22 protein-coding genes and 1 pseudogene are annotated in these 23,331 nt (G+C 67.7%); 14 read left to right on the top strand and 9 right to left on the bottom strand.

The genetic code is table 11. The features are described from left to right. The first annotated feature begins 184 nt into the window (after positions 1-184). Positions 185-853 (top strand): GNAT family N-acetyltransferase, encoded by a 669-nt coding sequence (locus ACWF4Z_RS34785; protein ID WP_452247458.1) that lies wholly within the window; start codon positions 185-187, stop codon positions 851-853. On the opposite strand, the gene ACWF4Z_RS34780 is transcribed toward ACWF4Z_RS34785, so the two are convergent. Next, on the bottom strand, positions 791-1,318 hold the full coding sequence (locus tag ACWF4Z_RS34780) for a CGNR zinc finger domain-containing protein (protein WP_452247457.1): 528 nt from the start codon (positions 1,316-1,318) through the stop codon (positions 791-793). The two genes, ACWF4Z_RS34785 and ACWF4Z_RS34780, sit on opposite strands and share 63 nt — an antisense overlap. 95 nt (positions 1,319-1,413) lie before the next feature. On the opposite strand from ACWF4Z_RS34780, the gene ACWF4Z_RS34775 reads away from it, so the two are divergent. The 5 genes from ACWF4Z_RS34775 (at position 1,414) to ACWF4Z_RS34755 (ending at position 7,894) form a co-directional block, all read left to right on the top strand. Further along, positions 1,414-1,908 carry an NAD(P)H-dependent oxidoreductase subunit E gene (locus ACWF4Z_RS34775; RefSeq protein ID WP_452247456.1) on the top strand — a complete coding sequence of 165 codons (495 nt, stop codon included), beginning with the start codon at positions 1,414-1,416 and terminating at the stop codon, positions 1,906-1,908. Next, on the top strand, positions 1,905-3,416 hold the full coding sequence (locus ACWF4Z_RS34770) for a formate dehydrogenase beta subunit (RefSeq protein ID WP_452247455.1): 1,512 nt from the start codon (positions 1,905-1,907) through the stop codon (positions 3,414-3,416). The genes ACWF4Z_RS34775 and ACWF4Z_RS34770 overlap by 4 nt, the downstream gene beginning before the upstream one ends. Before the next feature lie 76 nt (positions 3,417-3,492). Next, entirely contained in the window at positions 3,493-6,315 is a 2,823-nt protein-coding gene (gene fdhF / locus ACWF4Z_RS34765; RefSeq protein ID WP_452247454.1) for a formate dehydrogenase subunit alpha, read from the top strand. Next, the gene (locus ACWF4Z_RS34760) at positions 6,312-6,533 is read left to right on the top strand and encodes a formate dehydrogenase subunit delta (protein ID WP_452247453.1); all 222 of its coding nucleotides are present in this window, start codon (positions 6,312-6,314) and stop codon (positions 6,531-6,533) included. Before fdhF ends, ACWF4Z_RS34760 begins: the two co-directional genes overlap by 4 nt. Further along, a complete protein-coding gene (locus tag ACWF4Z_RS34755) occupies positions 6,530-7,894 on the top strand; it encodes a molybdopterin molybdotransferase MoeA (protein ID WP_452247452.1) in 1,365 nt (454 codons plus the stop codon). The genes ACWF4Z_RS34760 and ACWF4Z_RS34755 overlap by 4 nt, the downstream gene beginning before the upstream one ends. A 1,341-nt stretch (positions 7,895-9,235) precedes the next feature. Here the strand turns inward: ACWF4Z_RS34755 and ACWF4Z_RS34750 are convergent. The 3 genes and pseudogenes from ACWF4Z_RS34750 to ACWF4Z_RS34740 form a co-directional block, all read right to left on the bottom strand. Continuing rightward, positions 9,236-9,667, bottom strand: a complete 432-nt coding sequence (locus tag ACWF4Z_RS34750; protein WP_452247460.1) for a MerR family transcriptional regulator — start codon at positions 9,665-9,667, stop codon at positions 9,236-9,238. A 17-nt stretch (positions 9,668-9,684) separates the two neighbouring features. Further along, positions 9,685-10,128 carry a hypothetical protein gene (locus ACWF4Z_RS34745; RefSeq protein WP_452247462.1) on the bottom strand — a complete coding sequence of 148 codons (444 nt, stop codon included), beginning with the start codon at positions 10,126-10,128 and terminating at the stop codon, positions 9,685-9,687. A 16-nt stretch (positions 10,129-10,144) separates the two neighbouring features. Continuing rightward, positions 10,145-10,510 (bottom strand): annotated as a pseudogene (locus tag ACWF4Z_RS34740) (aminotransferase class V-fold PLP-dependent enzyme); the annotation flags it as partial. On the opposite strand from ACWF4Z_RS34740, the gene ACWF4Z_RS34735 reads away from it, so the two are divergent. Then, positions 10,422-10,748 (top strand): hypothetical protein, encoded by a 327-nt coding sequence (locus ACWF4Z_RS34735; RefSeq protein ID WP_452247461.1) that lies wholly within the window; start codon positions 10,422-10,424, stop codon positions 10,746-10,748. The pseudogene ACWF4Z_RS34740 and the gene ACWF4Z_RS34735 sit on opposite strands and share 89 nt — an antisense overlap. Here the strand turns inward: ACWF4Z_RS34735 and ACWF4Z_RS34730 are convergent. Beyond that, on the bottom strand, positions 10,730-11,278 hold the full coding sequence (locus ACWF4Z_RS34730) for an RNA polymerase sigma factor (protein ID WP_452247451.1): 549 nt from the start codon (positions 11,276-11,278) through the stop codon (positions 10,730-10,732). The two genes, ACWF4Z_RS34735 and ACWF4Z_RS34730, sit on opposite strands and share 19 nt — an antisense overlap. A gap of 170 nt (positions 11,279-11,448) precedes the next feature. On the opposite strand from ACWF4Z_RS34730, the gene ACWF4Z_RS34725 reads away from it, so the two are divergent. From ACWF4Z_RS34725 to ACWF4Z_RS34705, 5 genes are all read left to right on the top strand, one after another. Further along, positions 11,449-12,918 (top strand): flavin monoamine oxidase family protein, encoded by a 1,470-nt coding sequence (locus tag ACWF4Z_RS34725; protein ID WP_452247450.1) that lies wholly within the window; start codon positions 11,449-11,451, stop codon positions 12,916-12,918. Between the two features lie 73 nt (positions 12,919-12,991). Then, entirely contained in the window at positions 12,992-14,035 is a 1,044-nt protein-coding gene (locus ACWF4Z_RS34720; protein WP_452247449.1) for an aldo/keto reductase, read from the top strand. Positions 14,036-14,109: 74 nt separating this feature from the next. After that, positions 14,110-14,319, top strand: a complete 210-nt coding sequence (locus ACWF4Z_RS34715) for a hypothetical protein (protein ID WP_452247448.1) — start codon at positions 14,110-14,112, stop codon at positions 14,317-14,319. 25 nt (positions 14,320-14,344) lie between these two features. Further along, positions 14,345-15,355 (top strand): LacI family DNA-binding transcriptional regulator, encoded by a 1,011-nt coding sequence (locus ACWF4Z_RS34710; RefSeq protein WP_452247447.1) that lies wholly within the window; start codon positions 14,345-14,347, stop codon positions 15,353-15,355. A gap of 75 nt (positions 15,356-15,430) precedes the next feature. Then, positions 15,431-16,060 (top strand): TMEM175 family protein, encoded by a 630-nt coding sequence (locus ACWF4Z_RS34705; RefSeq protein ID WP_452247446.1) that lies wholly within the window; start codon positions 15,431-15,433, stop codon positions 16,058-16,060. Here the strand turns inward: ACWF4Z_RS34705 and ACWF4Z_RS34700 are convergent, their stop codons facing one another. Beyond that, positions 16,061-16,768, bottom strand: a complete 708-nt coding sequence (locus ACWF4Z_RS34700) for a siderophore-interacting protein (protein WP_452247445.1) — start codon at positions 16,766-16,768, stop codon at positions 16,061-16,063. Positions 16,769-16,856: 88 nt separating this feature from the next. On the opposite strand from ACWF4Z_RS34700, the gene ACWF4Z_RS34695 reads away from it, so the two are divergent. Beyond that, entirely contained in the window at positions 16,857-19,541 is a 2,685-nt protein-coding gene (locus tag ACWF4Z_RS34695; RefSeq protein WP_452247444.1) for a GNAT family N-acetyltransferase, read from the top strand. On the opposite strand, the gene ACWF4Z_RS34690 is transcribed toward ACWF4Z_RS34695, so the two are convergent. After that, a complete protein-coding gene (locus ACWF4Z_RS34690; protein ID WP_452247443.1) occupies positions 19,510-20,895 on the bottom strand; it encodes an aminotransferase-like domain-containing protein in 1,386 nt (461 codons plus the stop codon). The genes ACWF4Z_RS34695 and ACWF4Z_RS34690 overlap by 32 nt on opposite strands. On the opposite strand from ACWF4Z_RS34690, the gene ACWF4Z_RS34685 reads away from it, so the two are divergent. Then, entirely contained in the window at positions 20,894-22,129 is a 1,236-nt protein-coding gene (locus ACWF4Z_RS34685) for an aminotransferase class V-fold PLP-dependent enzyme (RefSeq protein WP_452247442.1), read from the top strand. The two genes, ACWF4Z_RS34690 and ACWF4Z_RS34685, sit on opposite strands and share 2 nt — an antisense overlap. Here ACWF4Z_RS34685 and ACWF4Z_RS34680 read toward each other — a convergent pair. Beyond that, entirely contained in the window at positions 22,107-22,604 is a 498-nt protein-coding gene (locus ACWF4Z_RS34680; RefSeq protein ID WP_452247441.1) for an SUKH-3 domain-containing protein, read from the bottom strand. The two genes, ACWF4Z_RS34685 and ACWF4Z_RS34680, sit on opposite strands and share 23 nt — an antisense overlap. After that, entirely contained in the window at positions 22,531-23,304 is a 774-nt protein-coding gene (locus tag ACWF4Z_RS34675) for a YwqJ-related putative deaminase (RefSeq protein ID WP_452247440.1), read from the bottom strand. Before ACWF4Z_RS34675 ends, ACWF4Z_RS34680 begins: the two co-directional genes overlap by 74 nt. Between the last annotated feature and the right edge of the window lie 27 nt (positions 23,305-23,331).

Raw genomic sequence — 23,331 nt, 5'->3', positions numbered from 1 at the left:
GTGTTGTGGTTGCTCCCCGTTTGGGGGGGGGTTTGTCCCCATCTGTGCCCCCAACACCCCCCCCCGACGGCGTGGGTCAACCAGGCAAATTGGTGGGTCAGCCAGCCAAATCGCGGAGGGGTGGGGTGGGAGGGGCGGCGTGGGTGGGCGGTGCTGTCGGATGCGGTGGAGATGGAGGTGGGGCATGGACCTGGTGAGGCGTTGGGTCGAGGGATGGCGGTTGTGCCGTGGTCTGGGGCCGGTGATCGAGTACGACGGCGCACTGGCCGCCGTACTGGGGTTGCCTGGGCGGGAGCGGGAGTTGTTCGCCCTGAACGACGAGCCGGCGACGGTGGATCGGTTGGCGACGGCGACGAGCGAAGACGTCTGGCTGACTGTGACCACGCAGGATGGTGACTCCGCGGCCCGGCGGCTTGAAGCGGCGGGAGTGCAGCCGTTCGAGGAGCGGAAGACATTGATGTCGATCGACCTGCGTGCGCATCACCAGCAGGCAGCGACAGGGATCGAACTGCAGACGGATGGGCCGCTGGAGTACGTGCGGGTGCTGGCCGCCGACGGATCGGTTGCGGCGCACGGGATGACGGCGATCGTCGGTCAAGACGCAGTGATGCACGACATCCAGACCGACCCGGCGCACCGGCGGCGCGGGCTCGGCAGTGTGGTGATGGGCGAACTCGGTCGGCGAGCGGTGGAGCGTGGGGCTCACACGGGACTACTGATGGCCACGACCGATGGCTTCCAGCTCTACCGAAAGCTCGGCTGGTTGTCCGAGGCAACCATGGTGACAGGATCAGGCCGTGGCCGGCCGCGCACGGTGGGCGGCGACCTTGGTGCGGTTCTGACAGGCCGTTGAGCAGAACCGCTGCGTCCGGTTCCGGGTCGAGTCGAGGAAGAGGTCGTCGCAGCGGACCGCCTCACAGCGACGGAGCCGGCTGACGTCGTCACTGCCGAGCAGCATCGCCACCGCAGTCGCGAATTCGGCCGGCCATCCACTACCGAAATGGAGATGCCACGGCTCGTCCTCGAACCTGACGAGCTGCGGTTCCGCCTTGGTCTCCCGGAGCATGCCGTTCACCAGCTCGACGGCTCGATCCACATCGGGCAGCGAGCCGAGTGCGTCGTACAGGTTTGTGCCGGCAGCGGCGTACTCGTCGAGATCGATCGGTTCGATCCGGTTCGTCGTCAGTCGCAGCGCCGCTCGAACAGCATCGGTGTCCGGAGGAACCGCCGGCCGGCCCTGGCGCAAGGCGGAGCCGAAGGTGTTCGCCAGCGCGATCGCCGCGAGCAGCGACGCCTTCAGGTGATCCGTAGCCTCCACGTACCCATTGTCACGTGTGCTTGATAGGCAGCGACTATCCCGTCATAGACAGCATTACTTTGACCCTGCGGTAGCCACGACGGAATGTTGTATACATGACGAGTGAGGTCGTGGCCGCCGCCCCCGTCCCGGTCCCCGGGCGCGCCCAGCGAGTGCGTGAGATCGCCGTTGAGCTCCGCGGTCTCCGGGGTGCGCTGATCCCGATCCTGCATGCGGTGCAGGAAGAGCTCGAGTACGTCGACCAGGGTGACATCCCGGTGATCGCCGACGTACTGAACCTCTCGGTGGCAGAAGTGCACGGTGTCGTCACGTTCTACAAAGACTTTCGCCGTACGCCGCCTGGGCGGACGACCGTGGCGATCTGCCAGGCCGAGGCCTGCCGGTCGGTGGGCGCGGTCGAGTTGGCCGAGCATCTGAAACGGCGTGCGGGCTGCGGGTTCGGCGAGACGACGTACGACGGACGCGTCACGCTCGAAGAGATCTACTGCTTCGGCAACTGTGCGCTCGGGCCGACGGTTCAAGTGGGCGAGAAGCTGCACGGACGGGTCACGCCGGCGCGACTGGACGCGTTGCTGAGGGAGGTCCGATGACCCGCATCTTCGTCCCTCGTGACTCGGCCGCCCGCTCGGTCGGCGCCGACGAGGTCGCCGAGCGGATCGCCGCGATCGGCGGCGCGGTCGAGGTCGTGCGCACCGGATCGCGCGGCATGTTGTGGCTGGAGCCTCTGGTCGAGGTCGAGACCGCTGAAGGCCGAGTCGGCTATGGTCCGGTCGCACCTGAAGACGTGGACGGGCTGGTCGCCGGCGGCATGCTGGATGGTGTGGGCTCGGCTCTTGGCCTGGTCGAGGAGTTGCCGTGGATGAAACGGCAGCAACGGTTGACGTTCGCCCGGGTCGGGGTGGTGGATCCGCTGTCGCCTGACGACTACACGTCGTACGGCGGAATTGCGGGCCTGAGGCAAGCACTTGCCCTGGAACCGACCGAGGTGGTCGAGACCGTGGTCGACTCCGGGCTGCGGGGTCGAGGCGGGGCCGGGTTCCCGACCGGGATCAAGTGGCGCACGGTTCTGGGCGCCGAGTCGGACCTGAAGTTCGTGTGCTGCAACGCGGATGAGGGTGACTCGGGTACGTTCGCGGACCGGATGCTGATCGAGGGCGACCCGTTCACGCTGATCGAGGGGATGACGATCGCGGCGTACGCCGTTGGTGCGTCGGAAGGGTATGTGTACCTGCGCTCGGAGTATCCGGACGCGGTCGCGACGCTGAAGGCTGCAATCGAGCTCGCCCGGGCGCGCGGCTGGTTGGGGCCAGACATCCTCGGCTCAGGGTTCGGCTTCGACCTGCACGTGCGCGTCGGCGCGGGTGCGTACATCTGCGGTGAAGAGACCTCGATGCTGGAGAGCCTCGAAGGCAAACGCGGCATGGTTCGCGCGAAGCCGCCGATCCCTGCATTGGAAGGGCTTTTCGGCCTCCCGACCGTCGTCAACAATGTGTTGTCGTTGGCAACGGTTCCGACCATCCTCGCGAACGGCGCGCCCGCGTACGCCGCCTACGGGAGCGGACGGTCGTTGGGGACGAGCGTGTTCCAACTCGGCGGGAACGTGGCCCGCGGCGGGATCGTCGAGACCGCCTTCGGCATCACGCTCGGCGAACTGGTGAACGACTTCGGCGGCGGTACCGCCAGCGGTCGGCCGACACGAGCCGTTCAGGTGGGTGGGCCACTGGGGGCCTACCTGCCGGTCGAGCAGTTCGAACTGCCGATGGACTACGAGGCGTTCGCGGCGGCCGGCGCGATGGTCGGGCACGGCGGCATCGTCGTCTTCGACGACAGCGTGGACATGGCCGCGATGGCTCGGTTCGCGTTCGAGTTCTGCGCGGCCGAGTCGTGCGGCAAGTGCACGCCGTGCCGGGTCGGCGCAGTCCGCGGCGTCGAGACGATCGACCGCATCGTCGCCGGCGACGACCGGAAGAAGAACCTCGTCCTGCTCGACGACCTGTGCGAACTCATGACCGACGGCTCGCTCTGCGCCATGGGCGGCCTGACCCCGATGCCCGTCCGCAGCGCCGTCCGCCACTTCGGAGAGGACTTCACTTCATGAACGAGCGAAGCGAGTTCATCATTCAACACAGCCCCTTTCGTGCCTCATCGGCGCCCGGAGCGAAGCGAGGACGTCGATGAGTTTGCTCAAGGAACCCGACTTCGGGACGCCCGCCCGGCCCGGTGCAGCGACCGTGACTCTGACGGTCGACGGCGTACCCATTGCGGTCCCTCCGGGGACCTCGGTGATGCGGGCGGCCAAGGAGGCAGGGGTCGACGTACCGAAGCTGTGTGCGACGGACAACCTGGAAGCGTTTGGTTCGTGCCGGTTGTGTGTGGTCGAGATCGACGGCGTGCGCGGTACGCCGGCCTCCTGTACGACGCCGGTCCGCGACGGCATGGTGGTGCACACGCAGAACGAGCGACTCGGGAAGCTGCGTCGTGGCGTGATGGAGCTGTACATCTCCGATCACCCGCTGGACTGCCTGACCTGCTCGGCCAACGGTGACTGCGAGTTGCAGGACATGGCCGGCGTGACCGGTTTGCGTGAGGTTCGCTACGGCTCCGGGGTCGAGGCCGGCGCCAACCACCTGGATGCGCCGACGGACAGCTCCAACCCGTACTTCGATTTCGAGGCGTCGAAGTGCATCGCGTGTTCGCGGTGCGTTCGGGCCTGTGACGAGGTGCAAGGGACGCTGGCGTTGACGATCGAGGGGCGAGGCTTCGACTCGAAGGTCGCGGCCGGTGCGGGCGGATCGTTCTTCGACTCCGATTGTGTGTCGTGCGGAGCGTGCGTTCAGGCTTGTCCGACCGCGACGCTGCAGGAGAAGTCGGTCATCGAGCTGGGCATGCCGACGCGATCGGTCGTGACCACCTGTGCGTACTGCGGAGTGGGCTGCTCGTTCAAGGCCGAACTGCGGGGCGACGAGCTCGTGCGGATGGTTCCGTACAAGAACGGCGGGGCGAACGAGGGTCACTCGTGTGTGAAGGGCCGGTTCGCCTTCGGCTACGCCAGCCACCCGGACCGCGTGCTCGAGCCGATGGTGCGGGATTCGATCGCGGACGAGTGGCGGAAGGTCTCGTGGGAGGAGGCGATCGGGTTCACGGCTCGACGGTTGCGCGAGATCCAGGCGTCGTACGGGCAGGGCTCGATCGGCGCGATCACGTCGTCACGGACCACGAACGAAGAGGTGTACGCCGTCCAGAAGATGGTGCGCGCGGTCTTCGGCAACAACAACGTGGACACGTGTGCTCGGGTCTGCCACTCGCCGACCGGGTACGGGCTGAAGCAGACGTTCGGTGAATCGGCCGGCACGCAGGACTTCAAGTCGGTCGAGGAGGCCGACGTGATCCTGGTGATCGGCGCGAACCCGACCGACGCGCACCCGGTCTTCGCATCCCGGATGAAGAAGCGGCTGCGCCAGGGTGCGAAGCTGATCGTGATCGACCCACGCACGATCGACCTGGTGCGCTCGCCACACATCGAGGCGGCTCATCACCTCCGGCTCGCCCCCGGCACGAACGTCGCGATCATCAACGCGATCGCGCATGTCGTGGTGACCGAGGGTCTTGTCGATCGTCGTTTTGTCGACAATCGGTGTGAGGACTTCGAGACCTGGGAGTCGTTCATCGCGGGAGCCGAGCACAGTCCGGAGGCGGCGGCCGAGATCAGCGGCGTACCGGCCGAGGATATCCGCGCGGCAGCGAGGCTGTACGCGACCGGCGGGAACGGCGCGATCTACTACGGTCTCGGCGTCACCGAGCACAGCCAGGGCTCGACGATGGTGATGGGCATGGCCAACCTCGCGATGGCGACCGGGAACATCGGCCGGCGCGGGGTCGGCGTGAACCCGCTGCGTGGGCAGAACAACGTGCAGGGGTCGTGCGACATGGGGTCGTTCCCGCACGAGCTGCCGGGATACCGGCATGTGTCGGACGACGGCGTACGGGCTGTGTACGAACAGCTGTGGGGTACGCCGATCTTGAACGAACCGGGGTTGCGGATCCCCAACATGTTCGGCTCGGCGATCGACGGTTCGTTCCGGGCGCTGTTCGTGCAGGGTGAGGACATTGCCCAGTCGGACCCCAATACGCAGCATGTGTTCGCGGCGTTGGGTGCGTTGGAGTTGCTCGTCGTACAGGACCTGTTCGTCAACGAGACGGCGAAGTTCGCGCACGTTTTGTTGCCGGGGACATCGTTCCTGGAGAAGGACGGGACATTCACGAACGCCGAGCGGCGGATCAATCGGGTCCGGCCGATCATGGCGCCGCGGACCGGCAAGCACGAGTGGCAGATCATCTGCCAGATCGCCCAGGCGATGGGGTATCCGATGCAGTACGAATCGGCCGCGCAGATCATGGACGAGATCGCGCTGACGACGCCGACGTTCATGGGGATCTCGTTCGACAAGCTGGACAAGGCCGGGTCAATTCAGTGGCCGTGCAACCTCGAGCATCCGGACGGGACGCCGATCATGCACGAGGAGGAGTTCACCCGGGGCAAGGGGCGGTTCATGGAGACCGTGTACGTGCCGACGTCGGAGCGGTCGACGCGGAAGTACCCGCTGATCCTGACCACCGGGCGGATCCTGTCGCAGTACAACGTGGGCGCGCAAACTCGTCGTACGGCGAATGTCGCTTGGCATCCTGAGGACATCCTCGAGCTCCACCCGCACGACGCGGAGGTCCGTGGGATCTCCGACGGCGACCAGGTCGCGCTGTCGAGCCGGGTCGGGCGGACGTCGCTGCGGGCCAAGTTGTCCGAGCGGATGCCGGTTGGGGTCTGCTACACGACGTTCCACCACCCCGTCACCGGCGCGAACGTGATCACCACCGACAACTCCGACTGGGCCACGAACTGCCCCGAATACAAGGTCACCGCGGTCCAGGTCGACCTCCTCCCGGAGTCCGTCACCACCGCAGCCACCCGGGAGCCCGTCATCGCCGGTGGTCCCCGATGAGCCGAACCACGATCCCGCCGTACGTCCGCCTGGCCAACGAGATCGCAGCCCAGTTCGCCCACCGCCCACCCAACGAAGCCGCCACCGCCATAGCCACCCACCTCAAAGCAGTCTGGGACCCCCGCATGAAAGCCGCCCTAATAGCCCACGCAAACACCGGCGCCCAAGACCTAGACCCCAGAGCAGCCCTAGCCGCCCAAAAACTCCAATCCCCATGACCCACCCCACCAACAAAACCCACCCAATCCCCAGCCAAGCCGACACCCGAGCACCGGCCGTCGCAACAACCACCCAGGCGAGCGCCAGTGAAGCCGACACCCGACCACCGGCCGTCGCAACAACCACCCAGGCGAGCGCCAGCGAAGCCGGCACCGGCGCTGGGGGCGGGGCCTGTGAAGTAGCAGGTTCTGAAGGCCTTGGCCTTCAGGCGCGGCGGGAGGTTTTGTCGTGGGATGTGGCGCGGGCGTTGGCTTATGCGGCTGCGGCGCCGGGGAGTGTTGTGTCGCGGGAGCTTGGGGTTGCGGCGGGTGGGGTGTTGGCGGGGGGTTTGGTTTCGGTGGGGTGTGTGCCGCCGGTGGATCGGGCGGCTATGGATGGATTTGCGGTGCGGGGTGCGGGACCTTGGCGCGTGGTTGGTCAGGTGGGGGTTAGTTGTACGGCGTCGACCGGGTTGGCCGACGGGGAGGCGTGCGGGATCGTGACGGGAGCGGCGGTCCCGGCGGGAGCTACCTCTGTGGCGCGGTCCGAAGATGCTGTGCTGGTTGGTGATCTACTGCATGGCCCGGCCGAGGAAGGCCGACACATCCGGCGAGCCGGCGAAGAGTGCGCGGCCGGCGAGCAACTACTACCAGCTGGAGTGATCGTCGGCCCAGCCGTCCTCGGGCTCGCAGCGTCCGTCGGGCTCAACCGGCTGACCGTCATCCCGCAACCAACAGTCGCAGCCTTCATCACCGGCGACGAACTTGTCCACCGAGGCCCCTCCGGACCAGGCCGAGTACGTGACGCCATCGGCCCCATGCTCCCCGGCCTCATCACCCAGGCCGGCGCGGTCGCAGGCAAGATCACCCACCTCCGCGACTCCCAGGCCGAGCTCATCGAAGGTCTGACAACAGCGACCGCAGACCTGATCCTGGTCTCAGGATCGAGCGCGTCCGGCCCCGCCGATCACCTACGCCCGGCCCTCACCGCACTAGGCGCCGAACTGATCGTCGACGGAGTGGCCTGCCGCCCCGGACACCCGCAAGCGCTGGCCAAGCTGACCGACGGCCGCCTGATCCTCGGCCTCCCCGGCAACCCGTTCGCGGCCCTGGCGGCCTTCCTCACCCTCGGCCTACCCACGATCGCCCGCCTCCGCGGCCTCCGACTCCCCCACCTGACCAGAACCCCAGTCCCAGGCGGCCTAACCTGCCACCCAACCAGCACCCGACTCGTCCCGGTCCGCCTCACCCCAGAAGGCGCCGTACCAGTAGGCCACGCCGGCTCAGCCATGCTCCGAGGCGTAGCCGCAGCAGACGCCCTAGCCATCATCGACCCAGGCCCAACCAAGGCCATAGCCGCCCGGATCCTCCCCCTGACCTGAGCTCCCCCAGCCGTCAGAGCAAAACAAAAGAGAGGGTATCCACGGTTCCGGTGGAGGTCAGGCGTGAGTCGCCCGTTCCACGCCCAGAAACCCGCCACCCGGACAACACCGTCCACCTGCTGATCTGTCGGCCCGGAACAGTCAGGTTCGGGGAGGATCTCTTCCCTGATCGGGCGCGATATCCTCCCAACCTCCTTCCTGCCAAGGCGAATCCCGCCACCTGGACAGATCCAGTCACATCCCGACACCAGGCCCCTGCGGGAGGACTCAACCATCTCCGAACCGGCCCAACACGAGGGGATAACCGGCTCTTGTGTCGGATGCGTGGGTTGATTGGTCGCCGCTGCGCGGCGGCTGGTCCTGTTGCCGCCTGCGGCGGGGGCGCAGGTGGGTGGATTCGCCGGCTCGTGTGGGTGTGCGCGAGGCGACTGTGGTGGCGCGGTCTCCGGGCTGCGTGATCGTGCCAGTCGCGGTGGTGTGCCTCAAGGGCGCCTTCGGCGTCGCTGCGCGATCTTCGACCCTTGACCCACACCACCGCGACCAGGGAAGGATCGCAGCTATTCCGGAGCCGCTCACCCGAGTGGTCGCACGCGGGGTGTGGTCACGGGAGTGGACCGTGGTGTGGCTGACGCACTAGGTCCGTGCGGGGTGGGTGTGATCACGGGGGTGGACTGTGGTGAGGGCGGGCTGGGTCTTTCCGGAAGTAAATCTGCGGATAGCGACCAGGAAGTTCCGGAAAGACGGCGCCGGCCGTGGCCGGCGGCGGACGTGGTTGGCGCATCGAGTCGTGGCGACTGGGTTCGGGCCGGGTTTTCGAGTCGTGGTGAGTGGTTCGGGCCGGGATTTCGAGTCGTGGATATCGGCGAAACTCGCCGCCGATTCCTGACCCGGATCCACGACTCGATCACCTGAACCCGGCTCACAACTCCCCAAGGGGTCCGGGGACCGCGATGATCACATCGCCGGCACCCGCTGTCATCACCCGGCTCGCGCGCACGACCTGAGCGCACAACAGCCATCCGCGGCCCCCGCCGAAGGCGGCAAACGGGCCAGCCGCCGCGAAGCGCTGTCCGCATCAACCCACACATCCGACACAAGAGCCGGATATCCTCTGCCGTGATCACCCCCCACCCGACCAGCACGATCACGCAGCGCGGAACCGCGGCAACCACATCCCGGTCCCGGCACCCGCTATCACCACACGCGCTCGCGCACACCACCCGAGCGCGTATCAACCATCAGCGCCCCGCCGAAGGCGACAAAGTCAGCCGCGCAGCGGTGACCGTCTTGCCTACACACCCTCATAACAACTGATACTTCTTGTTCTTCGGGAGCCTGGGTTCAGGAGGCTTCGCTGGATTCGGTTTGGGGCGGCGGGCCTACCCAGAGACAGTCTGCGGTGCCTTCGGCGAGGTGGGTCTCGTAGATGGAGACTTTGTGGGTGATGATGTTCAGGCACTCGTTGAGATCTTGGATCTGGGCGGTGATGGAGTCCTGGTGGCTCCGCAGGAGGTCCAGGCGCTCGGCCTCGTTTCCGCGGCCCTGCCGGACGAGCTCGGTGTACTTGCGGATCGTCTCCAGCGGCATCCCGGAGGAGCGGAACTTGATGCACATCTCGAGCCACTCGACGTCGTCCTCGGTGTAGACCCGCCGCCCGTTCGACTCTCGTCGTACGGCGTCGGCCAGCAGGCCCTCACGTTCGTAGAAGCGCAGCGCATGCACGCTCAGCCCGGTCCGCTCAGCGACCTGCCCGATACTCAGTCCAGCGTCCATAGTCGGCAGTTTATCCTTCAGAGCAAGGGCTTCAGCGCGGCGAGCGCCTGATGGACATCGGCCTGCGTCGTATAGATGTGGAACGACGCGCGCAGTTTCCCGTCCCGGACAGCCGCGCGGATCCCGGCCGCCGCGAAGGCGGCCTCCGCCCCGGCCAACGCCGTACTCACGATCGCGGAATCCCCGGCCGGAAGCCCGAGCCCGGCCCGGAACTCGTTCGCCAACCCCACATTGTGCTCGTGGATCGTCTCGACCCCGATCTCCTCGATCAGCTCCAGCGCAGGTGCCGCACCGACGAAACAGAACCACGCCGGCGACTGATCGAACCGCCGCGCCCCCGAGGCGAGCTCCATCCGAGTCCCGTAGTACGAGCCGTGCACATCGGCCGCGGCGTACCACCCAGCCGCAGACGGCCGGCACAGAGCCTGCAGCCCGCGGCGACAGATACCCGATCGTCGCACCGCGCGGCGACATCAACCACTTGTAGGTGTGCGTGATCAGCGCATCGACCCCGTCGACCCGCAACGGCAGCCACCCCAGCGCCTGCGAAGCATCGATCACCACCAGCGCGCCAACTTCCTTGCTAGCAGCAACAACCCCGGCCAGATCGAGTACGGCGCCAGTCGACGACTGCACCGCACTCACCGCAACCAGATCGATCCCAGGCCGAATCGCCGCGACCAACTCAGACCCCGGTACGCCGACCACCGACACGCCACGGTCCGCATGCACCTGCCACGGGAACACGTTCGACGTGAACTCAACGTCATCCGTCAGCACCGTCGACCCATCCGGCAACGCCGCCGCGATCGGCGCGACCGCCGCCGACACCGTGCTGCCCACGAACACATCAGCCGCCGACGCCCCGACGAGCCGCGCGAACGACTCCCGCGCCCGCGTCGTCGACTCGTCCCACGGCTCCCAGCTCGTCGCACCGACACGCCAGTCGGAGAGCGCAGCCTGCAACGCCTCCCAGGCCGGGCGCGGCGGCAGGCCGTACGAGGCAGTGTTCAACCAGCCCGGTTCCGGCTCCCACAGCTCAGCGAAGTCCACCCTTTCACCCTACGTGTCCCGAAGGTGAGCGAGCAGGGCCGCCAATCGCCGCTGTGCCCGGGAGGTGCGGCTCTTCACCGTGCCGAGCGGTACGCCGAGCCGGTCGGCGATCTCGGTCTGCGTCAGCCCGTCGTAGTACGCGAGTCGCAGCACCTGCGCCTCCCGCGGCCGCAGCCGGCCCAACGCCTCCCGCACCTGCCAGGCCTGCCAGACCGTCACGATGTTCGGCGGCTCCGCGACGATCGTTTCGACCGCGTCGTCGAAGCTCAACTGCTGCTGGGTACGATGTTCCCGCCGGTAGATGTCCACCGCGGCCCGGCGCGTGATCGCGTACAGCCAGGGCTTCAGCTCCCGCGCCGGGTCGAAGCGGTCCGCCGCGCGCCACGCCTGCACGAAGGCTCGCTGTACGGCGTCGGCCGCGTGCTCACGGTTCCCCAGCAGGTTCAGCGCGGTCGCGTACATCGGCGCCGAGTACCGCTCGTACATCTCGTCCAACGCCGACCCGTCACCCTCCCGAAAGCGCTCCCCCAGCGTCTCCTGTGCCATCAAGGTCGTCATGGAATCTCATGCTCCGGCCAACCACCGGCCGTCTACATCGGTGGCAATCACCCATCCCGGGGCTCAGACCTGCCTATGCCCTACGCACCCCGCGACGGTTCCGGTTCGACGGATCCGGCCCGCGTGTTAACGCCGTACCGGCTCCGAGTCAGTGCTGAAAGGAGCCAGCTATGGCAACCATCGACCGCCGAAGATTCCTGCAGGCCGCCGGAGCGATCACCGCCGCCGCGGCCGTCCCAGCCACCTCCGCCGCCACATCAGCCGCGGCAACCACCTCGCGCCGGCGAATCGTGGTGCTCGGAGCAGGATTGGCCGGCCTCAGTTCGGCGTACAACCTCATGCAGGGCGGGTACGACGTCGTCGTACTCGAGGCGCAGAACCGTCCAGGTGGGCGCGTACTCACGCACCGCGACGGCTTCCACCAGGGCGGCCACGCGGAGCTCGGCGCGACCAGGATTTTCGAGAACCACGAGTTCACCAATCACTACGTCGACCACTTCGGCCTCAACCTGATCCCGTACGACGAGGGCCGGCGGGCGTTCTTCATCGGCGGCAAACGCTTCGTCGCACCGGCGCCCGGTGAGCCCTGGTCGATCCCGACCATGACACCGGCCGAACGGGCCAACCCGTTCGCGTTCTTCCCGCAGTACGTCGAATCCGGCTTCGGACTGCTCGGCGACGTCCATTCACCGGCCTGGCCGGGTGGATTCCCGACGACGGCCGAGCTGGACCGCGAGACGTTCACGTCGTACATGCGCGGCCGCGGTGCATCGTCGGGCTGGACGGACTGGTTCTTCGCGCAGAACGGACGGCTCGGCCGGATCAACGCGCTGGCCGGGTTCGCGGAGGAGCTCGTTGCCGACGGCAAGATTGTCCGCAGTATCGAGGGCGGCAACGACCAGCTGCCGAAGGCTTTCGCGGCCGCACTCGCCGGGCGGGTCAAGTACCGCAGCCAGGTCGTCCGGGTGACATCGTCGTACGGCGGACTCCGCGTCAACTACCGCGATCGGCACGGGCTGCACGAGATCCGCGCCGATCGGGTCGTGTGCGCGATGCCGATGCCGCCACTGCGCAAGGTCGATCTGTCCTGTGCCGGCTTGTCCACGCAGAAACTGGATGCGATCCACGGGCTGAAGTACGTCCCCGCGGCGCGCTGCTTCTTCCAGACCAAGACGCGGTTCTGGGCCGACGACCCGCTCGGTCGGCTCGGTGGGCTCGAGCTGGTCGGCACCGACACCTCGGTCGGCCGGATCTGGAACACGAGCTCGCAGCAGCACGATCGCACGCTCGGCATGGTCCACAGCTACATGCTCGACACCGACGCGATCGACTTCGCGTCGCGGCCGGAGTACGCACGGATTCCGCGGATGCGGCACGAGTTCGGGAAACTGCTGCCGGGGTTCGCGGGGCAGGAGGTCGCGGCGGTGAGCAAGGTCTGGCAGGAGGATCCGTGGATCGGCGGAGTGACCGGCTGGGTACAACCCGGTGAGCTGCGGTCCCTGTTCCCGGTGATGCGCCGGGCCGAGAACCGCATCCACTTCGCCGGCGAGCACACCTCGCTCTGGATCGCCTGGATGAACGGCGCGCTCGAGTCCGCGGAGCGGGTCGTCGCGGAGATCACCGCAGCCGACGGCAGCTGAGGGGCTTGACCTAGACAGCGCTCTAGCTCCTAGCGTTCCGGTCGTCAGGCTATTCGGAACGCTAGGAGCTTTCATGCGCTATCGCACGCTGGGTGGGACCGGGATCGAGGTCAGTGCGCACTGCCTCGGGGCGATGATGTTCGGCGCGATCGGCAACTCCGATCACGAAGATTCGGCCCGGACCATCCACGCCGCGCTCGACCAGGGCATCAACTTCGTCGACACCGCGGACATGTACTCCTCCGGCGAGTCCGAGGAGATCGTCGGCAAGGCGCTGAAGGGGCGGCGCGACGACGTCGTCCTCGCGACCAAGGTGCATTTCCCGCTGCAGGACGGTACGCGGAACCAGAGCGGCAACTCGCGCCGCTGGATCACCCGGGCGGTCGAGGACAGCCTGCGCCGCCTCGACACCGACTGGATCGATCTGTACCAGATCCACCGGCCGGACGAGACGACGGATATCGAGGAGACGCTCTGGGTCCTGAGCGATCTGGTCAGCGCGGGGAAGATCCGCGCGTTCGGGTGCTCGACGTTCCCGGCCGAGGACCTGGTCGAGGCGTACCACGTGTCCGAGCGGCGCGGGTACGGACGTTTCCGGACCGAGCAACCGCCGTACTCGATGATCAGCCGTGGCGTCGAGACCTCGGTCCTGCCGACCTGTCAGCGGCTCGGGATGGGTGTGCTGACGTGGAGCCCGCTCGCGTGGGGATTCCTGACCGGCAAGCTCCGCAAGGACCAGCCGGTCGACCTCACCTCCGGCCGCGCCGCCCTGGCGCCACACCGCTTCGACCCGGCGCTGCCCGAGAACGCCGCCAAGTACGACGCCGTCGAAGGCCTGATCAAGGTCGCCGAGGGCATCGGGGTCTCGCTGCCGGAGCTCGCGCTCGCGTTCGTCACCACCCATCCCGCGGTCACGTCCGTCATCAGCGGACCCCGCACGATGGAACAGCTCGACGGTCTCCTCAAGGCCGCCGACCTCACTCTCGACGACGCGACCCTCGACCAGATCGACGAGATCGTCCCGCCCGGCACCGACTACTTCCGCACCGACGCCGCCTGGCGCCCCCGCTCCCTGACCACCCCCGAAGCACGCCGGCGCCCACCCAGCGACCGCTGATGGGGTTGTAGGTGGCTGCGGCCGGTCCGGCGTCGTACCTTTGGTCGACGAGCGTCGACTCTTGGGAGGGTGTTATGAGTTTTGACAGGCCCGGACTGCCGTTGCCCGGTCATGAGCTGGACCCGGAGGTGGACGAGACGCTGCGTGAGGAGGGCGTCGAGTTGACCAACCACGAGGTCGATGCACCGGACCACCCCGGCGACGTCTCCGCCGGACCGCAGCCGAACCACCCGCTGCACCCGGCCCACCAGACGGACGAAACCGACGGATCGGGAGACAGCTGAGCGACCGGTGGGTAGGGTCGCGCCCGTGGCGGTGACGATGCGGGATGTCGCCCGGCATGCCGGGGTGTCGCCGAAGACGGTCTCCAACGTGATGAACGGATATCCGTACATCCGCGCGGCGACCCGGACCAAGGTGCTCGCATCGATCGATGCCCTCGGCTACCAACTGAACATCTCGGCCCGGAACCTGAAGTCCGGCCGGACCGGCATCATCGCGCTGGCCGTGCCCGAGCTGACCAACCCGTACTTCGCCGAGCTCGCCGACGCGGCCATCGCGGCGGCCGGCGAGCACGGTCTGACCGTGATGATCGAGACCACGGGCGCCGATCGCGAACGCGAGCTGACCGCGCTGGCCCGGCCGCGCGGTCATCTCGTCGACGGCCTGCTGTACAGCCCGCTCGGCCTCGGCCCGGAGGACATCGACGAGCTGCGGACGCCGACACCGATGGTGTTGCTCGGTGAGCGGATGTTCCACGCCCCGGTCGACCACGTGATGATCGACAACGTCGAGGGCACCAAGGCGGTCGTCCGCCACCTCCTCGACCAGGGCCGGCGACGGATCGCGGTGATCGGCTTCAGCCCGGGTGAACAGGTCGGCACCGCCGCCATCCGGTACGGCGCGTACACCGAGACGCTGACCAAGTACGGCGTACCCGTGCCGCAGGGGCTGGCCGTGTCCGGAGGAGAGTGGCGCCGATCGAGTGGGGCGGCGGCCGTCGAGGAGCTGCTCGCGACCGGGGCGGAGTTCGACGCCGTTCTGGCCATGAACGACACGCTCGCGCTCGGTGCGATCCGTGGACTGATCGCGCGCGGCATCCGGATCCCGGACGAGGTCGCGGTGGCCGGCTTCGACAACATCGACGAGGCGAGCTACAGCACTCCGACCCTGACGACGGTCGACCCGAACCGGATCCAGATCGCCCGGACCGCGGTAGAACTGCTGGTCAAGCGGATGGGCGGCGACGACTCCGAGCGCGTCGAGCGCGTCGCGCCGTACGAGCTCCACACCCGCGAGTCCACCGTCGGCATCGGCTGAGCCAAGGTCGCGATTACGCTCCCAGCGATCGGCTCGGAGCGCGGTTCCGCTCCCCCGAGGGGCCAGACTGTGCCTGTGAGTACACAGTCCAACCTCGCCGAGACCACACGGCTGGAAGCGTTCAGCGACGGGGTGTTCGCGATCGCGATCACCCTGCTGGTGCTGGAGCTGAAGAGTCCGGAGCTCGAGGAGGGCGAGAAGCTGTGGCCGGCGTTGCTGCACGAGTGGCCGCAGTTCGCCGCGTACCTGACCAGCTTCGCGATCCTCGGGATCATGTGGGTCAACCACCACTCGATGTTCCGGCAGATCCAGCGCGCCGACCGCGGGCTGATGTTCCTCAACCTGATCCTGCTGTTGTGGGCGACACTGCTGCCGTTCCCGACGAGTCTCTTCGCCGAGCATCTGCAGGACGAGACGTCGATCAACGCCAGCGTCGCCGGGGCCGTGTACGGCGCCAACCTGACCCTGGCCGGTGCCTCGTTCAGCCTGATCTGGTGGTACGTCCTGCGTCACCACCTCGTCGACCACGACATGACCAAGGCACAGATCCGCAAGTCGATGATCAGGTGGTCGTTCGGCACGGTGATCTACGCGGCCACCATCGGCCTGTCGTTCCTCTCCCCCGAACTGACGCTCCTCGCAGTCTTCCTACTAGCCCTCTACTACGCCTTCGAACAAGTCAAAACCCGCGACGCCGCCGCGTGACTAGTCGGCCTTCCAGTAGCCCAGGGATTTGACGCGGTGTTTGGGGACGGCGAGGTCTTTGACGACGTACGACGTGAGCTCGCGGGTGGTGCTGGTGTCACAGGCGATCCAGACGAACGCGTCGTCCCCGAGGAGCTTCGGGAGGCTCGCCCGTACGTTCTCGATCAGCTCGGGGCGCGGGACTGTGCGCAGCTCGTGCCGCTCGGGATCGAGACGGAACGGCAGCTCGTGATCGCCCTCGTGGGTGGTCTCGAACCAGATGATTGCCGGGAGCTTCGGCGCGACCGCGAGCAGCGAGTTGATCGCAGGGAGGGATGCGGGGTCGCCGATCACCAGCATCCGCGCCGGCAGCGGATCCGGCACCTCGAACCCGGTCCCCTGCACGGTCGCGTCGATCGTGTCCCCCGGCTGGGCCTTGCGGGACCAGTCGCTCGCACAGCCGTCGTGCAGCGCGAACTCCAGGCTGAAGGTGCCGGCCTCGACGTTCGGATCGACCAGCGTGTACGCGCGCTGATGCGGTTTGCCCGCGTTGTCGAACCACAACCGCACCCACATGGTCGGGCGCACCCCGGTCGCGGCCAGCAGCCCACCGTCGGTGAACTGCACGCGTTGGTAGCGCTCGGTGACCTGTTCGGCACCCGTCACGGTGAGGACGAAGTCCTTCCCGCGAAAGAGCTTGAGCACCACGCCTTCCCAGCCATGCCCCACGGCGGACCTCCAGCGACAATTGCAGTTGTCAGCGGAATCGCTGCTCGGTAAGTTAGCGCAGCCTAACCTAACTGAAACGAGGAACAAGGTGAACGCGAGGGTGTTCCGGGATCCCCACGGCGTACCTCAACTCCAGGCCGGCGACCCGCTCGCTCTCGTGTATCTGCAAGGCGTCACGACCGCGCGCGACCGGGCCTGGCAGGTCGAGCTCGAGCGCCGCCGGTGGCTCGGGACCACCGCCGCGTTCCTCGGTTCCGAGGCCGCGGGCTGGGATGTGTTCGCCCGACAGGCTCGTCTCGCCGACACGGCACAGCGGTGCTTCGAGGCGCTCGATGCGGACACCCGCGAGTGGGTCACGGCGTACGTCGAAGGGGTGAACCACGGGCTCCCGGGTGGGGCGGATCGCGCACCGGAGTTCGCCGAGACCGGGCTGACCTTGCAGGCGTGGGAGCCGTGGGCGCCGCTCGGGATCTGGCTCGCGGTGCATGTGCTCTTCGCCGGCTTCCCGACCAAGCTGTGGCGGACGCATGTCGCCGAGCAGTTGGGTGACGAGGCAATCGACTGGTTCAGCTCGGAGGGACCGCACGGCGCCGGCAGCAATGGATGGTTGATCCCGGGCTCACACACCGCATCCGGCCAGGCGATCGTCGCGGGCGATCCACACCGGTACATCGAGAGCCCTGGGGTCTACCAGCAGATCCGGCTGACCTGCCCCGAGTACGACGTTCTCGGCCTTGCGGTCCCGGGGATCCCAGGCATCGCCCATTTCGGCCACACCGGCAGCGTCGCCTGGGCCATCACGAACGCGATGGCCGACTACCAAGACCTCTACTCCGAACAACTCCGCCGGACTCCCACCGGCCTCGAAGCCCTAGGCCCGGATGGCTGGACCCCCTGCGCCACGCACACCGAAGAGATCGAAGTAGCCGACGCAGACCCGATCGAGGTCGAGGTCATCGAAACCGACCGAGGTCCGGTAATAATCACCGGCTCCGGGACGGTCAGCCCCGGATCCAGCGCCGGCACGGTCGGCCCTGGATCCAGCCTGGTGGTTGAGTCGAGGTGGGCCGACGGTGAGTGGGCGGTCTCGTTGCGGTATCCGCCGCGGGTCACCGGTCGGCTGGGGTTCGAGGTGCTGCCTAAGTTGCTGCAGGCAACTACCGTTGCGGAGATCGATGCCGCAGTTGACGGTTGGGTGGAGCCGGTCAACGTGATTCAGGCGGCTGACACCGAGGGTGGGTTGTTGCATCGGACGGCCGGTCTCGTCCCGAAGCGGCACTCCGACAATCGGTGGCGGATCGTGCCGGCGTGGGAGGCCCAGCATGCGTGGGAGGGCTGGGAAGAGATGCCGCGGGAGACGGTTGACGGTCCCGCGGTGATGGCGAACGCGCGTGAGCTTGCCGAACCGTTGGGGGTCGAGTTCGCCGCACCGCATCGCGCCCGCCGGATCCGCGAACTGGTCACCGCGCGGGATGATTGGTCGGCGAGCGAGATGCCGCAGATCCACACCGATACCTTCCTCGGATCCGCGGAGTCGGTCCTGAAGTTCCTGCCGGGCATGGAAGATCTCTCCACCCAAGCCGTTGCCCTACGCACCGAACTCCTGTCCTGGGACAGGCGCATGGACGCCACGAGCACCACAGCTTCGTCGTACGCCGCCCTCCGCAAGGCGCTCATCTCCCGCCTCACCGATCACTTCACCGTCCTCGACAACGCCGAGGTTCCCGAGGTGTTCGCACCGTGGATGGATACCCTGACGCACGTCTCGTATGCCCTCGAGAGCCTGCTCGCCACCGACCTCCCCGACATCAACGTGGCCTGGCTGGCGCGCGAGGCACTCGAGGAAGTCGCCGCGCGCAAACCCCGACCGCCGTGGGGAGAGACCCACCAACTCTCACCGCTGCACGCCCTCCGGGGTCCGGTCTTCGCGGCGAACGAGGAGCCGTTCGATCTTGGTCTCTCCGGCGACCACCACTGCGTGATGTCGACGGCGAGCCTGCCGGGTCTGACCGACGTGTGTATCCGCGGCTCTGCGGCCCGCTATGCCTGGGATCTGGCCGACCGCTCGGCCAGTGGATGGATCGTGCCGCTGGGTGCGTCCGGCGTACTCGGGGATCCGCATCACCACGATCAGCTCCCGCTGTGGTTGCGCGGCGAACTGGCTCCGGTCGAGAGTGCACTGACCCGAGAGGACCGCAGTTTTACGACGACCCTGGAAGGTTTCGGCACGGTTGGGCTCGTCGAGGCGGATCCGGAGCGGGATCTCGATCTCATCCACGAGTGGGTGACGGCCGAGCGCGCGACGTTCTGGGGAATGGGTGAGCTGTCGCGGGACGAGGTCGCGGCAATCTACGGGTTCCTGGACTCGGTGCCGACGCATCACGTGTACGTCGCCCGGCTGGACGACGTACCGGTGGCGCTGTTGCAGACGTACGATCCACAGGCCGATCCGGCGGGTGCGGCGTACGACATCCAGGCCGGCGACCTCGGGCTGCATCTACTGATCGCGCCCGGCGATCCACGCCCTGGTTTCACCGGGCAACTGCTGACCGCCGTCGGTCAGTTCGTCTTCGTCCACCTCGGTCATCCTCGCGTCGTCGTCGAGCCCGACGTCCGCAACACCGCCGCCATCGACCGCTTCCGCCGTACCGGTTTCGCGCTCGGACCGGAAGCCAAGATCACCCAGCCCGACGGTACGACGAAGACCGCCCAGTTCGCTTTCCTCACCAGGGAAGGGTTCCTCAGAGCCCAGCAAGCCGTTGTGCAGCCGTAGCCAGCTCGCCGGACGCGGCGGCCGCGAAGTTGAAGCGCAGCCACGCTCCCGACCGCTCGGCGGCGAAATAGCGACCACCAGCGCTCACCACAACGCCGAGCTCCCGAGCCCGGCCGGCGACGACCACGTCATCCACTCCGGCCGGGAGCCGCACCCACAGATGCAGTCCGCCGGCCGGCAGATTGTGGACCGTCCAGTCGGGCTGCACCTCGGCTAGCCCTGTCGCCAACTCATGACACCGCTCGCGCAGCACCTTGCCGAGAGCGCGCACGTGCCGCTCCCACGCGGGTGAGCTGAGCAACTCGAGCGCGGCCTCCTGCAAGGGACGCGGGATGAAGAAGTCGTCGACCTGCCGAATCGCTCGTAAGCGTTCGATCACCGGCCCGCGGGCAATGAGCGCGCCGATCCGCAGACTCGGCGCGGCGGGCTTCGTCAGCGAGGTCAGATAGACGACAGTGCCGTCGCGATCCAGACTGAGCAATGGTTCAGCGCTCGACGAACCGTGACCGAGCAGCCGGGCAAAGTCGTCCTCGAGCACGAACGCACCAGCCGCCCGCGCTACCTCGAGGACCTGCCGCCGGCGGTCGGCGGCGAGGACCGCGCCGGTTGGATTCTGGTACGTCGGCTGACAGTAGAGCAGCCGCGCGCCCGACCGCTCGAACGTCTCCGCCAGCAGGTCCGGTCGAATGCCGTCTCCATCCACCGGAACCGGAACCGGGCTGAGACCAGCCGCGCGAGCCGCCGCAAGCGCTCCTGGGTACGTCGGAGTCTCGACCAGGACCGGGCTCCCCGGCGCGGCAATTCCTCGGAACGCGATGGAGAGCGCACTTTGGCCGCCGGCCGTGACCAGCACATCATCGGCAGTCACACCAGAGCCGGCCATCGTCGCGAAGACCGTGCGAAGCGCCGTCAAGCCGCCGGCCGGTGCACGATCCCACGCGTCGGGACGGCGCGCGGCCCGCGCGAGCGCGGAGCTCAGGGCACGCGTCGGCTGGAGCGACCGATGCAGATACCCACCGTCGAGACGGATCGCGCCCTCCGGCACCGGCCCGAGCGCGTCGGCGAGGGACCGTGCGTCGACGCTGCGATCCGCCAGAGCGACGGTTTGCCAGGCAGTGTCGAGAGTCGCGCCGGTCTGCGGCGGCTTGGCTGCGACGTAGGTGCCGCTGCCAGGACGAGTGACCACAACTCCCTCGGCGGCCAGTTGCGCTACTGCCCTGGAGACTGTGCCCGGGCCGACGCGGTAGCGATCGATCAGCTCCCGACTGCTCGGAAGCTTGTCCCCGGCTGCAAGGTCGCGAACCAGGCCACGGAGCAGGCCGAGCAGCTCTCCAGAAGTGCTACTCTCGTTCATGAGAGTACATGGTAGTGCTACTGCGCCGACACCAGAATCGCTATCGGCGCTCCGGGCCGACACCCCGGGCTGTGAAGAGGTCATTCACTTCAACAATGCCGGGTGCGGGCTGCTCGCGGCTCCGACCCTCGCGACGATGGTGACGCACCTGCAACTCGAGGCTCAGCTCGGCGGGTACGAGGCGTCCGACCACGCCGCGGACCAGGTCCGTACCTTCTACACCGAGCTCGCCGCCCTGATCGGCTGCGGTCCGCACAACATCGCCTTCTCCGGCAGCGCGACCCATGCCTACGCGACGGCGCTGTCGTCGATTCCCTTCGAACGCGGCGACATCATCCTCACGACGCGCAACGACTTCATCTCCAACCAGATCGCGTTCCTCTCGCTGCGCAAGCGGTTCGGGGTCGAGATCGTGCACGCGCCGGACCTGCCCGAGGGTGGCGTGGACGTGACGGCGATGGTCGCGCTGATGAAGGCTCGTCGCCCGCGACTCGTCGCCGCGACGCACATCCCGACGAACTCCGGCCTGGTTCAGCCGGTGGCCGAGATCGGCCGGCACTGCCGTGAGCTCGACCTGCTGTACCTGGTCGATGCCTGCCAGTCGGTCGGCCAGTACCCGCTCGACGTCGAGGAGATCGGCTGCGACCTGCTCACCGGAACCTGCCGGAAATTCCTCCGCGGCCCGCGTGGATCGGGCTTCCTGTTCGTCTCCGACCGCGTGCTCGAAGCCGGCTACGAGCCACTCTTCCTCGACATGCGCGGCGCCGACTGGTCCACCGCGGACGGCTACACCCCCGCACGGACCGCCGCCCGCTTCGAGGAATGGGAGTTTCCGTACGCGACGTTGCTCGGTTGTGCGACCGCCGTCCGGTATGCCCGCGAGGTCGGCATCGAGGCGATCTCGGTACGGACTCCGGAGTTGGCCAGGCAGTTGCGCGACGGACTCGACGCGCTGCCGGGGATCCGCGCGCTCGATCGCGGCAGCAAGCTCGGCGCCTTGGTCACCATTGCGGTCGAAGGCTGGTCGGCCGAAGCGTTCAAGAAGGAATTGGATGCCCGCGGCATCAATTCGGCGCTGAGCTTCCGCAGGTTCGCCCAATTCGACTTCGGCGACAAAGACGTCGACTGGAGCGTTCGATTCTCGCCGCACTACTACAACACCGAAGCCGAACTCGCGCAGGTCGTTGCCGCTGTCAACGAGCTCACGACTGCTACCAAGTCCCGGCTTCAGTGAGTCTGGGTGGACGGGTGCCGGTGACGAGGGTGGTGAGAGCCGCGTCGATCGACGGGCCGAGGAACCAGTCGCCGGCGTGGTCGAGCGCGAACACGCGTCCGTCCTCGTCGATGGCGAGGATGGAGTCATTGGCGCCCTCGAGCCCGATCGGCAGCACCCTGCGCCCGATCACCTCGCTGAAGCCGGCCAGGGTCTGCGTGGTCGCGGCCACCTGCACCACGTCGAACTCGAACGGTCGACGCCGTACCTGCCGACCGGGTCCGTCCTGCTCGACCGCGATCCCGCCGAACTCCGCCAGTACGGCGGACGCCGCCGGGAACAGGTGAAACCGCCCGCCGGCCCGATCGCTGAACCGGCTTGCCTGCTCCTGCAGCCGGCGGGTCGCGCGGGCGACGTACAACTCATCGCGCCGGCCCTGGTACCAGCCGGCCGCGGCCAGCACGATCCCGACCTCCCGGGGAAAGCGAAACGTCATCGATTCCTCCTTCCCGTACGTCGATTCCCAGGTGCAGCATCAACAGCGCGCATGAGACGCAGGGCAGTGCCAACAAGCCGGCGGCCGGATCGCCGCGCTCACGGATCCGGCGAGTGATCAGCTCGGCGTCCCGGAACAGTTCGGCCCGCACCTCACTCAGGCCGACGTTCGGGGCACCGGCCGCCGCTCGGCGCGCGTCCTCGGCGTGCAGGGCGTCGGACAATGCCGCTGCGTGCGAACACCGCGTGTGCCCGCGTTCGCGATATTCGGCCGGAAGCTCGGCGGTGAAGAAGTCCCGCACCAGGGGATGGTGGTTCGGCTCGGCCGGGCCTTTGAGGCTGCGGGCAACTATCAGGCGTTCGCCATACCGGAGCTCGGTCACGGTGGCAGGCGTCCCGACGCGGCGTAGGTCGGCACGGATCTGATCGGCTGGATCCCAGGTCCTCGGCGCGGGCGGCTCTTCGGCCCGATGCGCTCGGTACATTTCCATCACTGCGGCCAACGGCAACGACGGCCACACCGACAGCTCACCAGTCTCCGCGTCGACGATGCCGCGGGCAACACCCAGACCGGCCGGCCTCGGTGTCACGACGTACCCGAGCTCGAACTCGTGCACCTTCGCCACCGGCTCGGGGACAGCGCCCGCGGTGTCCGCGATCCACCTGGCCGCGATCTGTTCGGCCTCCGTACGAGTGATCATGCTTCATCGTTGCGCCCGATCGCGCCG

The organism is Kribbella sp. NPDC055071 (assembly GCF_053608045.1).
Note: the sequence above shows the minus strand (reverse complement) of the source record. Positions and strands in the feature narration are given on the sequence as shown.